Below are 13,480 nucleotides of genomic sequence, written 5' to 3'. Positions count from 1 at the left end.
CGTGAACACTTCGTTCGACCTCGTCGTCATAGGGCACGGAGCCGCTGGGCTCTCCGCTGCCGTCACCTACCTCGAAAGCGCCGATGCCGACGCACACGTAGCCGTCCTCGAACGATCTACCCGCGAACAGCGCGGTGGCGCCACCCGATGGACCGGGGCGTTCCTCCGCATCGACAACGAACACAACTTCGACGACACGTACTCAGATCGGCTCACTGAAACCTCGGGAGGGCGTGCTGATCTCGACTACCTACATATCTTGCACAAGGACACACCCGCAGCTATTACATTTCTGCAGGATCGAGGAGTCGAGATCAGCTTCAATGAATTCCCGTTTCCTCACACCTTCGTCAGCGGGCAGCCGTCCATGGCCGCGCCGGCAAGCCTCATCGGAGGTGGAGCGTCCATCGTCGAATCCTTGTCCGCCCTACTCGAATCCGACAGCCGCGTTGACTTGCAGTACCAAACCGAGGCACTGTCGCTGCTGACAACGGACGGAGTCGTCACCGGCGTTCGAGTACGAACTCCACAAGGCCAACGCGACCTGACCGGTTCTGCTGTCGTCCTCGCAAACGGCGGGTTCGAGGGGAACCCGGAAATGCTCACCCGCTACATCGGCCCCCGCGCATGGGAACTACCACTCATCGCGCCCGGCATCGCCAACAACCGAGGCGACGCACTCCGGATGGCGCTCGAGGTAGGAGCTGACACAGCCGGAGCATTCGACGGCATCCACGCCGAACCCGTCGATCGTCGATCGACATCCGCCGACGCGGTTCTCTACGGATTTCCTGCAGGAATATTCGTCAATGACCACGCCGAACGCTTCATCGACGAAGGAAAAGACACATGGGACAACACATTCGAGAAAGTCGGCTACTCGATCTGGGCGCATCAGAACCAGAGCGCCTACTGGATCGGTGACGCCACCTCCGTCGACTTGCCCTGGTTCGAGCGCGCTCTCTTGAGCGACGTCCCACCGGTCACGTCGAACACGATCGAAGATTTGGCCGAGCAACTCGGTCTGGAACCCGCGGCACTCACAGCGACGATCTCGCAGTTCAACGCTGCCACCAACGATGTCACATTCGACCACACACGATTCGATGGCAAACGGACCGAAGGCCTGACAATCGACAAGTCGAACTGGGCAACCCCCATCGATACAGCGCCGTACATCGGGTTTCCTCTGACAGCCGCGTTGTGCTTCACCTATGGAGGCATCCGAACCGATCCCGATGCCCGCGTCCTTACACCGTCGGGAACGCCTATTCCCGGTTTGTTCGCAGCAGGTGAAGCAACCGGTCTGTACTACAGCGAATACCCGCCAGCAACATCGGTGCTCCGCTCGGTCGTCTTCGGCCGACGTGCTGGCGCCTCGATCTTGAACCTGTGACTACCTGACACACCATCCCGTTCGAATTCAGCCCAACGCCGAGGAGCTTGACATGCGCCTGACCAATCTTGACGTCACACTACGTGACGGCGGCTACCGCAACAGCTTCAATTTTCCCAGGCAGTACGCAATCGACCACGCAGCATTGGCCGTCGAAGCCGGATTTGACTGGGTCGAAATCGCCTACCGGAATGGATCTTTCAACCCCAACACAAGTAACGGCCTCACAGGCAGAGGCGAGGACCGATACATCGCTGACGTCACCGCCCGAATCGGCGCTGATCATGTCGCCCTGATCGCCCACCCCCACAACGTCGATGTGAAGGATCTCGAATCCGCCTACGCCGCGGGAGCCCGACTGATCCGCTTGTGCGTAAACGCGAATGACCCCTCCCTCACCTGGAACTTGCTCTCCCACGCCCGCTCTCTGGGTTTCGTCTGCGCGGCGAATCTCACCAGAGTCAGCAACCTCGCGCCGCGAACGATCGCAGAACTGGCCGGTGCTGCGGCCGCTGCGGGAGCGAACGCACTCTACCTAGCCGATTCCAACGGAGCGATGCAACCGGCAGATGTCACTCGAATGGTCACGGTTGCCGGCGATTTCAGCGGTCTTCAAATCGGATTTCACGCACACAACAACATTGGTTTGGCGCTCGCGAACGCCATCGCAGCGGTTTCGGCAGGCGCATCCTGGATCGACTCATCTGTGTTGGGCATGGGCAAAGGAGCGGGCAACCTCATCGCAGAGCAGTGGATTTCATACCTCGACAGCTGCGCACCGGAAAGCTCAGGATTCGAACTTGCAGCATTGCTCGACCTCTCCGCCCTGCTATCAGACGCGGTTCCGGAATCGGCGCCAGTCGTTCCTGCCACCGATCTACTACTCGGGCGATACAACCTGTCGATCGAACACAAAAGCAAGGTGCACGGACTGGACTCGCAAGCCAGAGTTCGTGCGGCACGTGACCTCGAACAGGCGCTCAGCGCGTGACCGCTCGTGCAGTGATCTTCGCTCCGGCACTGCCGATCTGGGACGAAGGTGCATCCGTCGAACCAATCAGAGCAGGGCTCGATCGACTCGGAATCGCCGCACACATCGTCGACACGAACTCCCTCACCGAAGAGGCCACCAGCATCGAACACTTGGCAGAGTTGTGGGCTGAACACCTTTCCGGCTTGCACTTCGATCTTGTCTGCGGAAATGCCCTCGGGGGCGCCGTCGCGACAATGTTCGCAGTACGGAACCGCCTATCGTGTCCAGTGCTCACGGTCTCCGGACCGGTGCGGACCAGCCCCAAACTCAGCGACCGGTTGACCACGATCATCAACCTCGCCGCGTCAGGGGATATCGACGCGGCCATGGTCGAATTGCACGCAAAAGTGATGCCCGCCGGTGAAGCAGCATCTCCGACTCCGCCACTGCAGCTGGCACGGCACAGCCGCCTTGTCGCAGCTCGACGAATTGCTACCGGACTGTCGATGTTGCAGACAGTCAACCTCGACGAGGCGACGCACAGATACCCGGGTCGAATCGTGAGCATCGTGGGAACACGATCCCAATTGGTCGGGGCCGAACACACTGCCGACGGGCCAACGTCCAGCACTTTATCGGTGGCCGGCGCCGGTATGCGACCACATCACCACAACCCGACCTGCATCGACGTCGCATTGACCGAGATCCGCCAACCTTTGGAGACAAGCCATGCAATTAGCAGTTCTGCCCGGTGACGGTATCGGCCCAGACGTCATCGACGCTGCGCTCCCCGTGATCGAAACCGTTGGGTTGCCCTGGACGCTCGAATACGGGGATGTCGGCTGGGAGTGCTGGCGATCGGGCGGTGACCCTGTACCTCCACAGACTTGGGAATTACTCGGTAAAACCGACACGTGCCTACTAGGGGCGATCACCAGCAAACCCGCCAGAGAAGCCGAGCAGGAACTACCCACTCGTCTTCGCGTCAATCCACCGATCTACCGATCGCCCGTCATCCAATTGAGGCAGAATCTCGGGCTCTACGCCAACGTGCGCCCCATTCGAGACCTACGAAATGACCAGTTCAATTTCGTCGTCATCCGTGAGAACACTGAAGGTCTTTACGCCGGCCTGGACTTCCGGCCGGTACCGGCGGACTTGTGGGAACACGTGCGGGCACACCCGAACGCCGCAGACTCCGGCCGCGAGGACACCGCCGCGACGATTCGGCTGCAGACGCGCACCGGTATCGAGCGATTGGTGCGTTTCGGATTCGCGTACGCGCACTCGCACGGTTTCGACCGCGTCACGGTGGCCGACAAACCGAACGTACTTCGAGCTTCGAGCACGCTTTTACGAGGCATCGTCGAATCGATTGCCGAGGAGCACCCCGAGATCGAGGTGGAGATCCTCAACGTAGATGCACTAGCCCTGTGGATGGTCACCCGCCCTGAACGTTTCGGAGTGATACTGGCGGAGAACATGTTCGGCGATATTCTGTCCGATCTTGGTGCTGGGATCATGGGCGGACTCGGGCTGGCGCCCAGCGCGAATCTCGGGAGTAGCGGCAGCTATTTCGAACCAGTGCACGGAAGTGCCCCGAAAATGGCGGGCACCGGACGCGCCAACCCGTTGGCGACCATACTGACAATCGCCGAGATCGCCGAACATCATGACTTCCCCCGTGAAGCGACAACCATCCGCAGTGCCGTTCGCGCAGTCGTGGAGCGGCGCCACTCGTCCGAGGTGACTTACGACCTCGGAGGTACCGCAACCACTACCGCGGCAGCAAACGCAGTTCTGAAGGAGATCGAAAGATGACCACTTCCAAGCCGCAAGTGTCCGCCGAACTCGTATACAGGGCAGAACAACTCGATACTGCTGCCGTGTCGGATGCTCTCGACAGCTTGGGTCTCACCGGCCACCTCAAGGCCCTGGTACCCAGGGTGCCCGGCTCCCGAACTGTCGGCCCTGCATACACAGTGACTTACCGGCCGGTTACGGAGTCCGCCAGCGGATTTCATAATGCTGCCAACTACCTTGATGATGTGCCCGCAGGTTCGGTCGTCGTCGTGGACAATTTCGCGAATACCGACTGCACGAATTGGGGAGGTCTGCTGACCTCCGTCGCTCAGCGTCAAGGGGTCAGAGGGACTGTGGTACACGGGGCTGCACGTGACATCGCCGAAATCCGCGACGCGAACTATCCGTTGTTCAGTGTCGGAGTGTCGATGGTGTCCGGAAAGAATCGCGTCGAGCTGGACTCCGTGGGGCGTGAGGTGACTGTCGGCACGGTCATCGTTCGTCCCGGGGATCTCGTTATCGCCGACGACAATGGTGTTCTCGTCATTCCAGAGGACAGAGCTCCGGAGGTCATCACACGGGCAGAAGCCGTCGAGCGAACCGAAGCAAAGATTGCGGCCGCAGTGAGTGAAGGAATCCGCCTCGATGAGGCACGATCGCGGTTCGGTTATGCCCAGCCGTGGAACGAGGACCGGGAACGGTGAGTGCACCGGCATTGGTCGATCTTCATGTCCACGCGGGGCCGGACCTCCTTCTTCGTCGACACAGCGTCATAGAAGCGGGCCGGCACGCTCAACGGATGGGGGCTTGGTTCGTCGCCAAGTCGCATCTCGGATCAACCTGCGAATCGGCATGGGAAGCACGCGAACTCGGGCTTCCAGTAAGCGGGTCGGTCGTCCTCAACGATGTGGCTGGTGGCGTCGATCCCAGAGCGGTCGAGCGAGGTGTCTTCGCTCAGGGGGAGCATTGTGACGCACGCGTGATCGTCTTTCTTCCTACCATGCGCAGCGGGCACAGCCCAGGGGTCGAAAGTTTCGCGCATAGCGGCTTCACTCGCGCGAGATGGTCGTCCGCTACCGCGTTCACCGCAGAGGGCACTGTGTCCAGGCAGACGTTCGACGTTCTCCGATGCGTGAGAGATCATGATCTGATTATTGCGACCGGGCACAGCAGTGCCGAGGAGAGTCTACGAATCATGGATGCTGCCGCGGCGATCGGTGTCGAACGAGTTTTACTCACCCACGCGACACACCCGATGTCGGGTTTCTCCCTGGACCACATCGCAGAGTTCGCGTCCAATCCGGCTATCTGGGTTGAGGTGACTGCGCTGAGCGTCTTGATGAATCGGCATCCGTACGAACGGGTTATCGAGCTTGCCGGTGTTCACCAACAGGTCGTGTTGTCGAGCGACCTCGGCCAACCGGATCGTCCCGATCTTCCTGCCGGTTGGCAGTTGGCAAGTCAGTGGTGCGCTACAGAGGTGTTCGACCGGGTCTCACGGGTCAACCCGTCTCGCTTGTTGTTTCGGTGATACGGCTGGTCATTCGCCCTGCCAGCTCGCGTGGGACGCGCGCGTAGACGGATGAACGAGAGGCAACCAATGCAAGCGTCTCTTCAATAGGGTTATCCGACAGTGGAATCCAGTGAAGTTCTCTCGAAGCGGGGAGGTCATCTCGCGAAGTCAGCATGAGGGTTGAGGGATTGGCTGCCAGCGTGTGGGTTATGACAGCCGGATGATCGTCGTCGATCGAGACTATCTCCGGGAACCATCCGCGTTGGTGCAGTTGAGAGAGCATTCCACCTCTTTCGGTGTCACTCTGGGCGGTGTCCAAGCAGAGTAGTTGCTGTGCCGACAATTCGTTCCAGGTCACCGCGTCCCGGCCGGCGAATGCATGGTTGCTGTGCACGGCGATTCCGAGAACGTCCGTCCGGAATGCTGTCACATTGATTTCCTTGTGATCGAACGGAAGTCGCACCACTCCGAGCGCTATCCGTTGTTGTTTGAGATCGGCCAGTAGATCTGATGTGGCGGTCGAATGCAATCGCACATCGAGGTGATCCTCCACCTTGTTTGCGTAGCAGCCCTGCAAAAGCCGAGTGAGGTCAGAGATTCGCGTGTAGGCAATTCCTGGGCACAATGCCAGGTGGAGAACGTGAGGGGGCGGTGAAGGCCGCGCGGCTTCGATCGCGTCACGGATTTGCAACGGAAGCGGTGCGATGCGGTTACGGAAGGCCTCGCCGGCGGCGGTCAAAACCAGCCCCCGTCCGTTCCGGGTGAACAGTTCGAAACCGATGCGGGATTCGAGTCGCTTGATCTGCTGGCTGAGAGTTGGTTGAGCGACCTGCAATAACGCTGATGCGGAAGACACCGATCCGGTATCGGCAACAGTGAGAAAGTATCGAACACTGCGAATGTTGATGTCATCGACAGTGGCGATCGGACCGAGCAATTCGGCCGTCGATGATCTGATTGGTGACGTTCGCACAACGGTCAATTCAGGTCCTCCTGTTGTTGGGCGAGCATGCGTCGAAAGTTGTTCAGCCTCTGGCTATCAGATCGAGAAGTCCCGGAAAGCGACGTTCGAGATCCTGGTACCGCACGCGACTGCGCCGCTCCATTCCGTATTGGCGTTGCCTGATCAATCCGGCTTCTCGTAGAGCCTTGAAATGGTGCGTCAGTGACGACTTCGGTCGATCGAAGCCGAACCAACTACACGGGTGGTCGTATTCGACGGAGTCGGCGAGCAAACGTCTGACAATCTCGAGGCGGATGGGGGTCGAGAGTGCGCCGAAAATTGCGGCGAGGTCGAGTTCGTCGACTGATGGCTCTTCGATGGGAGCTGGCAGGTACTTATCTGTGACTTCAGGAACCGCAATTGTGACCATAACAGCAGAATACATCCATTACTAGTTTTGTCGAACCGGTACGAATGCGAACCTATGATTGCACTAGAAACTTCGAACCAATACGACTATGGTCCTGCTAGTACGAATATTTACGTACATCGATTCCGAAGGGAAGACTCCATGACAAGCTCTGAGGTTCAGCCCTCCACCCACTCGTCGACACCCGTGCCCGGATCCATGCCTGCGGTACTGTCCGCGGCCTTCGTCGTCACGGCAGTATTCGTGCTCTCGAATTCACCGACGCCGCTCTACGTCCATTGGCAACAGAGCATCGGGTTCAGCTCGGGCATGCTCACGGTCATTTTCGGCGCATACATCCTCGGCCTACTTCTGACGCTCCTTGTTGCGGGGCAACTATCCGACCATTTCGGTCGCCCGCGCGTACTTCTGCCCGGACTCGTCGTCGCATTGGCGGCCAGTGCCCTTTTCCTCATCGCCGACAACGTCGCCATGTTGATAGTTGCGCGACTGCTCACCGGCATCTCGGTTGGCGTTATCGTCTCTGCCGGAATGGCTTCCGTCGTCGATGCAGGAGGCGACACCCTTCGCGCGACCGCCGCGCGACTCGCGTCCGTTGCCATGGTCCTCGGGGCCGGGCTCGGCCCACTGTTCGCAGGAATCATGGCTCAGTACCTTGATGAGCCTGTCACCTGGGTGTTCGGTGCGGAAGCGCTTCTCATTGTCATCGCCACTATCGCTGTCGTCCGTTCCCGCCCACTTACCAACCTCGCAGACATCGATGATCGCAGTCCGTTTCAGCTACGTCTGCCGTCGGTCCCCCGGCGTTTCCGCCGTTACGTGCTGTTCGGTATCGCGGTCTTCGGACCTGGGATTACTGCAACCTCATTCGTCCTTTCCCTCGGTCCTTCGTTGCTTGCCCGGCAGCTAGGAGTTACGAGCCCGTTGGTCGCGGGCGGAACTGCGTGCGCGATGTTCCTCGTCGCCACAGGCATTCAATTTGCCGTGGCTCGCACTCCGATCCGAACGATCTTCATCGGCGGCGCAACATCCACCGCACTGTCGATGCTCGCGCTGTACGGTGCCGTCCAATCTGACGCCGCAGCACTACTCATCGTTTCCGCACTCCTTGCCGGCGCAGGCCAAGGCCTCGGCCAACTCGGGGGGCTCACGCTGATCGGAATGCATGTTCCCCCCACATCTCGGGCACAAGGAAATGCATTGATGAACATCGGCGGCTATATCCCCGCAGGAATACTGCCCCTGGTTGCCGGTTACCTGATCGACGCCACATCCATTCCCATAGCGGTAACCGTGTTCGGCGTCGTTCTGTTCCTCGCCGCCGTCGCCGGCGGAGTCGCAGTGGCGAAATCCATCGAGACCACCTAAACGAATCGGCCAACCGAGAAGAGCGAAGATGAACCAACAAGAACTCGCAACCTTGGCATCAGATCTGACCAACGCTCCCCATATCGCCACCGTCGGCACAATCGAGCCAGACGGCTCACCCCAACTGTCCCCAGTCTGGATAACACACGACGACAACACTGTGGCATTCTCGACCGTCGAGGGGCGCCGCAAACACACCAACATAGTCCGCGATCCACGTATCAGTATCAGCATCACTGACTCTGAGAACCCGATGCGCCGCATCGAACTTCGAGGAAGTGCAATCATCGTCGACGACCCGGACGGAGACCTCATCCAACGGCTGTCACTCGCATACACCGGAAGTAATTGGACCGAAAAAGATCCCGAAGCGAGACGGGTCATCATTCGCCTCACCCCGCAGCGTTTAGTGGGCCGATCCTGACACCCCGAATCCGCGAACGAAGGCCTTGATGGGGGTTCCGTCCATTACTCGCGGCATAGCATCTACCCAAACTCGGTTGAAGTTTTAGACCTATGGAGATCAGCGGATTATTCCTCACCAGCGCAACATATTTCGTTGCAATGCTGGCGATGCATCTGCGCGTGGATCGATGTTCAGCTCGCTGCGTCGATCGCCGTAACTGTTTTCCTCCCGTCACTGCGAGTGCGCAGGCCCAGGCTGCCTCCTTCCGACCGTCGCCCTCCGGAATGGACCCCGAGGGCCAGCCCATCCACCACGCCCAGGCAAGCGTCGCGCAGCACACGAAACTCCCTGACAGCGCGATGGCTGCCGGAACAATGAGCACTCGGGGTTTGACGACGCTCACAGTCCCGGCGCCGTCGACGTGCACCCCGAGGTGCGGACGCCGCGCAAGGAAACGGAGTCCCGCCAACCGCCAGAACTGCGCCGACCCCATCGCCATCACCACGCCAAGACCGAAATAGCTGACAGCCAACGCGCCCGTCGAGTCCGTCCGCGACAAGGACACCGCGACCGCAAGCGCAAACATCACCGGGGTGCACGCCGTGAAGATCAGGGCGAACCCGACAGCACGCCAGTACACGTTCTGCGGCCACTGCGGCTCCCACATCGGACGGCACGGTTGGGGCTCAGGGGTTGTCATGCGTGCACGCTTCTGTGTCGGCGGCGCGCGCGTGATGAGCAATCTCTTCGATCAGGGTGCTCTCGGTACCTGTCCATCCGCCGCACTCGAGGTGCACGTAGCCGGTCTGGAAGGGTGAGTCGTCGGTGATGATTCCCGGCCCGAGGCGAAAGAGCGGCGAACCGGGTGAGGTGTTCTCCACGCGGGCATCGGGTTTGAGAATGATGTCGATCGCGTACTGTCCGCGTGCAGCTCGTTGCACCGTCTGTACCTCACTCCAGCGGAGGTAGCCGCGATAGGCGTGGCCGAGTTCCATCTGCATCCCGTCGTCATCGATCGACATGCGGAACGCGCCGAGGTACCGCAGCGAGATGACGGGGCTCACTGCGAGGGAGAATGCGCTCATCACCATCCACCAGTTGGTGTTGAAGGAACCGATCACCAGATCGGTTCGGCCGGTACCAGTGTCGGCGCGGCTGGCGTAGTTCAGGCCGATGCCGAGGAACAGCAATCCCAGGCCGAGCATCGCCAACCACAGCCAGCCCGCCGCAGCCCACTGCCGCGCTGCCGTGAGAATGAACGTTCCGCCGCCGCCGCCGACCACACCGGACACATCTGCCGCACTCGGACGCAGCGCCGCCACGGTCAACATGGAACCACCGGCGAGGATGCCGCACAGCGCCCCGGTGATACCGAGTGCGTACGGGACGGTGGAGGTGGCCTCGTACATCACGATCGCCCCGACGCCGACGATAACGCTCATGATCATCACGCCCAGGAAGGCGACGGAACCCCATCGCCGCTCCCACTGCGCGTACAGCGCCTCCGGGAGATCCTCGTAGGGGTCAGTCATGGCGCGGCTCCGTCGTCGGGGTGCGTGTCTCGAACCTGATGGTCGTTGCGCGTGTAACCAGGTTTGTCGTATCGGTTCACGGGCCGCTTGTTCCGGTCGATGATTCGTGTCAGCCACAGCATGTAGACGTAGTCGAATCCGTTGGGGTGCTTCTTCGTCAGGAAAGGAGTCCACAGCCACGCCATCCATACCGCGAGGAGACCACCCAACACCAGGTAGGCAAGGATCGACTGCTGCGTATCAGCGAGCCACAGGAAAACGATCGCCGCTACCCACGAAGACCAGTAGATCAATCCGGCGTGGCGACGGTGCATCACCGGCGGCGTCGAGACGATCATCGCCGTCACGGCCGCGGCACCAGCCGCCACGGCAAAGAACGTGGTCATCGCGGCAACTCGAATTGCCCTGCAATTCCGGTACGCGCGCTCATTAGAATCCGGTCTTGCCACGGTGTGGTGGGGAAAGCTCATGGGGGACATCGAAATCGACGGCGCTGTAGCGTGCACCCCGCGATTCGTCCGTCGGCGAGACGTCCGCAGGGAGGGCGGTGTAGTCGATCGGAGCCTGCTCGTCCGCCATGCCTGTCGATCCTTTCAATTCAGTACCCGTGAAGGCTGTTTCGTCGATAGCGACTAGCCCAGTCAGGGGCGGGGGTAGCCCTTCTCCTTCAGCAACTGCTGAGCCCGCTCGTACCCGGCATCAGCCGAAGCTGCAATCCAACGCCGACCCTTCTCCGTGTCCCCACTTGCCAGATACGACGCCGACAGCAGGTACATCGCTTCACCGCTACCCACTGCGGCTGACTTCTCCAACCACACCCGCGCCCGGCCGTGCACACGTGCCTTGATGAAATGCCCGCCCAAAAGGTTCGCCGCCCGGATGTGACCGGCGCTGGCGGCCTTCTCCAACCACGCGAGCCCGGTGCGTTGGTCGGTGTCGAGAAGCTGCGCACCGACTTCGGACATCGCGTCGACCTGGCCCGCCTCGGCTGCTTTTCGCACCCAGTCGAAACTTTCGTCGCGATGTCCGTCGACGCTCAGATCGCGGCCGTGCTTGTACATTGCGTCCGGATCACCTGCCTGTGCTGCGGTGCAGGTCGCCTCGGGGTCGTCGCTGACCATCATCATCGGAAGTCGAAGGATCATGTCGTGAGCGCGCGTATCTCCGGCATTGTTCGCTGCCTCGAACCACGTTCTCGCGGCGACGAAGTCATCTGCTCGCATCGAGATGAGTCCCATCCAGAACATCGAGATGGAGCTACCGGCCTCCGCTGCGCGGGTGAACCACACTGCGCCGTCGCCGAAATCGTCACGCGCACACATCACTAAGCCCACAGTAGTCATGGCGCCGACGTCGCCCGCTTCGGCGCTGCGAGTCGCAGAGTCGAGCTGCTCGTCAGTGAAAGCGGTGGTGTCCGGGAATGTCAGCTCACCGCTCAAATCGAACATGGTCGCCTCCCCGTCAGAGAATCTTGATGGTGCTGTGAAGCTGTTCGACGTCGTCGATCAGTTGCTGATCGGCCTTGTCCGATGTCGAGGTGGTCAAGACGACGATCGCCAATCCCTTACCGTCGGTGCGAGGGACTACTACGCCTGTCGACTTCGAGCGGCTCCAGACGCCTTCGAACAGTTCCTGGCGGGACTCGATGATCATGGCCTCGTATCCACCTACTGTGGTGGGCCGCGTTGACCTGTCGGCGCCCGAGGCCGGCGCGGTCATCGCATCGACTTCCATCTGCAGGAAATCGGCAGCGCTGAGACCAGGGTCCGGCGCGTTCTTCGCAGAGAATCCAGCGAAGTCCATCGATCCGAGCGCAGTAGCCGTCTTCGGCGTGTGGAGGGTGAGAATGTCGTCGATACCGGGGAGAATCATCCCTCCCGGCGTCCAGCCGTCAGGTTTGACGACAGACCATTTCGGTGGCCCGACTTCTTTTGGTTCGCTGACGAATTCGATACCTCGGTAACTCTGTGTGTCCGACTCCGAGACAGCGGAGGACACGCTTTCGTTGCTGCTGCAGCCTGCCACGGCGGCAAGGAACACTGTCGCAGTGAGCACCAACGCCGCGAGTGCTTTCTTCATCGTGGACTCCTCGTCGTGGCTGCACCACGCCGCGCATTGCGCAACGTGTAACCCGGAGTGTCGGGTTCTGGACATCCAGTCAACGATATCCTGCAAACAAGCAGCAACTGGCACTCCTTACTTGAGAGTCAGATCACAAGAATCGGAGATTCGACAACGTGAACACGTCAGCGTTCTCGGGACATACGTTGCCTCTGAAGAACCCGCTCCCCACCCTGATGGCGATCGCATTGGAACCCCTCACGAACCCCATGTCGCCCCTCAAATATCCCTCACAAGTCCGTCAATCTGCGGCCATGCGGTGAGATTCGTTCCGGCAGGGCAGCTCCCGCTTCAGCGCTACGAAGATCTATAACACCAGTCGTGAGCCTTTCGGTAGCCTGATCTCCCGTCGTTCGGTGGGCAGGCTTACCGCGGCACGGATGCTGCGGATGTCATCGGCAGTCAACGGCGCGGACAGATCGCGCTGGATGACCACGGTGCCGTCCCGATACGAAAATGCCTCCACGGTGGGCGGGAGCTGGGTTTCGTCGACGGGGAACTCTTGACCCAAATAGGTGCAGCTGCCGATCGTCGCACCGCCGGGCACGTAACTCTGAACCCGCGACTCAGCTCGCCGGTAGAGGACCGCTGTGGGGGCATCCCAGATATCAGTCAGCCCTTGAACGAGGCTCGATGCCAGTGTGATCCGAGATTCATCGGCGAAAGTGCAGATGAAACTTCCCGTCCCCGAAGTGCCCCCGAAACCGGCCACCACGTGAATATCGCCGGCATTCGAGTACAGGCTTAGGTGTTGTGGGAGCGAGAGTGGATACATTCCACCGGTGGCGTGGCGTGATCGCCGCTTCTCGATCAGTGCGGTTTCGATCGATTCTTCCGTCGGCGGCACCAGGATCTGCCGAACGTTCGAGGCGAGTATCTGCTCGACCGTCGCCTCGGGGGGGGGGGGGGGGGGGAGATCGTCGCCAACCGACTGATAGAGGTCGACACCCAAGACCGGGTCGAAGTCGCGAAGTAACAGAAGCCAAACACAAACG

16 protein-coding genes are annotated in these 13,480 nt (G+C 60.5%); 8 read left to right on the top strand and 8 right to left on the bottom strand.

Features of this window, described 5'->3' with window-relative positions; genetic code table 11:
- The first annotated feature begins 1 nt into the window (after position 1).
- From ACWF6P_RS19680 to ACWF6P_RS19655, 6 genes are read left to right on the top strand one after another with little or no spacing between them, the layout of a single operon-like run.
- The gene (locus ACWF6P_RS19680) at positions 2-1,396 is read left to right on the top strand and encodes an FAD-binding protein (protein ID WP_452622165.1); all 1,395 of its coding nucleotides are present in this window, start codon (positions 2-4) and stop codon (positions 1,394-1,396) included.
- Between the two features lie 52 nt (positions 1,397-1,448).
- Complete coding sequence (locus ACWF6P_RS19675) at positions 1,449-2,387, top strand: hypothetical protein (RefSeq protein WP_452622164.1); 939 nt, start codon at positions 1,449-1,451, stop codon at positions 2,385-2,387.
- A complete protein-coding gene (locus ACWF6P_RS19670; protein WP_452622163.1) occupies positions 2,384-3,124 on the top strand; it encodes a hypothetical protein in 741 nt (246 codons plus the stop codon). Before ACWF6P_RS19675 ends, ACWF6P_RS19670 begins: the two co-directional genes overlap by 4 nt.
- Complete coding sequence (locus ACWF6P_RS19665) at positions 3,099-4,190, top strand: isocitrate/isopropylmalate dehydrogenase family protein (protein ID WP_452622162.1); 1,092 nt, start codon at positions 3,099-3,101, stop codon at positions 4,188-4,190. Before ACWF6P_RS19670 ends, ACWF6P_RS19665 begins: the two co-directional genes overlap by 26 nt.
- The gene (locus ACWF6P_RS19660; RefSeq protein ID WP_452622161.1) at positions 4,187-4,876 is read left to right on the top strand and encodes an RraA family protein; all 690 of its coding nucleotides are present in this window, start codon (positions 4,187-4,189) and stop codon (positions 4,874-4,876) included. Before ACWF6P_RS19665 ends, ACWF6P_RS19660 begins: the two co-directional genes overlap by 4 nt.
- Complete coding sequence (locus ACWF6P_RS19655) at positions 4,873-5,703, top strand: DUF6282 family protein (RefSeq protein WP_452622160.1); 831 nt, start codon at positions 4,873-4,875, stop codon at positions 5,701-5,703. The genes ACWF6P_RS19660 and ACWF6P_RS19655 overlap by 4 nt, the downstream gene beginning before the upstream one ends.
- Here ACWF6P_RS19655 and ACWF6P_RS19650 read toward each other — a convergent pair.
- Positions 5,675-6,658 carry a LysR family transcriptional regulator gene (locus ACWF6P_RS19650; RefSeq protein WP_452622266.1) on the bottom strand — a complete coding sequence of 328 codons (984 nt, stop codon included), beginning with the start codon at positions 6,656-6,658 and terminating at the stop codon, positions 5,675-5,677. The two genes, ACWF6P_RS19655 and ACWF6P_RS19650, sit on opposite strands and share 29 nt — an antisense overlap.
- A gap of 52 nt (positions 6,659-6,710) precedes the next feature.
- Positions 6,711-7,058: an ArsR/SmtB family transcription factor gene (locus ACWF6P_RS19645; protein WP_452622159.1), complete on the bottom strand. Its 348-nt coding sequence runs from the start codon at positions 7,056-7,058 to the stop codon at positions 6,711-6,713.
- 54 nt (positions 7,059-7,112) lie between these two features.
- On the opposite strand from ACWF6P_RS19645, the gene ACWF6P_RS19640 reads away from it, so the two are divergent.
- Positions 7,113-8,426: an MFS transporter gene (locus tag ACWF6P_RS19640; RefSeq protein WP_452622158.1), complete on the top strand. Its 1,314-nt coding sequence runs from the start codon at positions 7,113-7,115 to the stop codon at positions 8,424-8,426.
- A gap of 28 nt (positions 8,427-8,454) precedes the next feature.
- Positions 8,455-8,850 carry a PPOX class F420-dependent oxidoreductase gene (locus tag ACWF6P_RS19635; protein WP_452622157.1) on the top strand — a complete coding sequence of 132 codons (396 nt, stop codon included), beginning with the start codon at positions 8,455-8,457 and terminating at the stop codon, positions 8,848-8,850.
- Positions 8,851-9,518: 668 nt separating this feature from the next.
- Here the strand turns inward: ACWF6P_RS19635 and ACWF6P_RS19630 are convergent.
- The 6 genes from ACWF6P_RS19630 to ACWF6P_RS19605 form a co-directional block, all read right to left on the bottom strand.
- Positions 9,519-10,364 (bottom strand): hypothetical protein, encoded by an 846-nt coding sequence (locus ACWF6P_RS19630; RefSeq protein ID WP_452622156.1) that lies wholly within the window; start codon positions 10,362-10,364, stop codon positions 9,519-9,521.
- A complete protein-coding gene (locus ACWF6P_RS19625) occupies positions 10,361-10,750 on the bottom strand; it encodes a hypothetical protein (RefSeq protein WP_452622155.1) in 390 nt (129 codons plus the stop codon). Before ACWF6P_RS19625 ends, ACWF6P_RS19630 begins: the two co-directional genes overlap by 4 nt.
- A 43-nt stretch (positions 10,751-10,793) precedes the next feature.
- On the bottom strand, positions 10,794-10,943 hold the full coding sequence (locus ACWF6P_RS19620) for a hypothetical protein (protein WP_378505456.1): 150 nt from the start codon (positions 10,941-10,943) through the stop codon (positions 10,794-10,796).
- Positions 10,944-11,005: 62 nt separating this feature from the next.
- Positions 11,006-11,812 (bottom strand): tetratricopeptide repeat protein, encoded by an 807-nt coding sequence (locus ACWF6P_RS19615; protein ID WP_452622154.1) that lies wholly within the window; start codon positions 11,810-11,812, stop codon positions 11,006-11,008.
- 13 nt (positions 11,813-11,825) lie between these two features.
- The gene (locus ACWF6P_RS19610) at positions 11,826-12,443 is read right to left on the bottom strand and encodes a hypothetical protein (protein ID WP_452622153.1); all 618 of its coding nucleotides are present in this window, start codon (positions 12,441-12,443) and stop codon (positions 11,826-11,828) included.
- Positions 12,444-12,792: 349 nt separating this feature from the next.
- On the bottom strand, positions 12,793-13,480 hold a 688-nt coding region (locus ACWF6P_RS19605; protein ID WP_452622152.1), incomplete at its 5' end, for a hypothetical protein.

Source organism: Rhodococcus sp. NPDC055024 (genome assembly GCF_053608585.1).
The sequence above is the reverse complement of the archived record's forward strand: the minus strand, read 5'-3'. Positions and strand labels throughout refer to the sequence as shown.

Bases quoted from the DNA above. Each gene is read 5' to 3' on its own strand.
- ACWF6P_RS19630 (WP_452622156.1), bottom strand. From the start codon at position 10,364: ATGACTGACCCCTACGAGGATCTCCCGGAGGCGCTGTACGCGCAGTGG.
- ACWF6P_RS19645 (WP_452622159.1), bottom strand. From the start codon at position 7,058: ATGGTCACAATTGCGGTTCCTGAAGTCACAGATAAGTACCTGCCAGCT.
- ACWF6P_RS19665 (WP_452622162.1), top strand. From the start codon at position 3,099: ATGCAATTAGCAGTTCTGCCCGGTGACGGTATCGGCCCAGACGTCATC.
- ACWF6P_RS19675 (WP_452622164.1), top strand. From the start codon at position 1,449: ATGCGCCTGACCAATCTTGACGTCACACTACGTGACGGCGGCTACCGC.
- ACWF6P_RS19640 (WP_452622158.1), top strand. From the start codon at position 7,113: ATGATTGCACTAGAAACTTCGAACCAATACGACTATGGTCCTGCTAGT.
- ACWF6P_RS19610 (WP_452622153.1), bottom strand. From the start codon at position 12,443: ATGAAGAAAGCACTCGCGGCGTTGGTGCTCACTGCGACAGTGTTCCTT.
- ACWF6P_RS19660 (WP_452622161.1), top strand. From the start codon at position 4,187: ATGACCACTTCCAAGCCGCAAGTGTCCGCCGAACTCGTATACAGGGCA.
- ACWF6P_RS19635 (WP_452622157.1), top strand. From the start codon at position 8,455: ATGAACCAACAAGAACTCGCAACCTTGGCATCAGATCTGACCAACGCT.
- ACWF6P_RS19625 (WP_452622155.1), bottom strand. From the start codon at position 10,750: ATGACCACGTTCTTTGCCGTGGCGGCTGGTGCCGCGGCCGTGACGGCG.
- ACWF6P_RS19620 (WP_378505456.1), bottom strand. From the start codon at position 10,943: ATGGCGGACGAGCAGGCTCCGATCGACTACACCGCCCTCCCTGCGGAC.
- ACWF6P_RS19615 (WP_452622154.1), bottom strand. From the start codon at position 11,812: ATGTTCGATTTGAGCGGTGAGCTGACATTCCCGGACACCACCGCTTTC.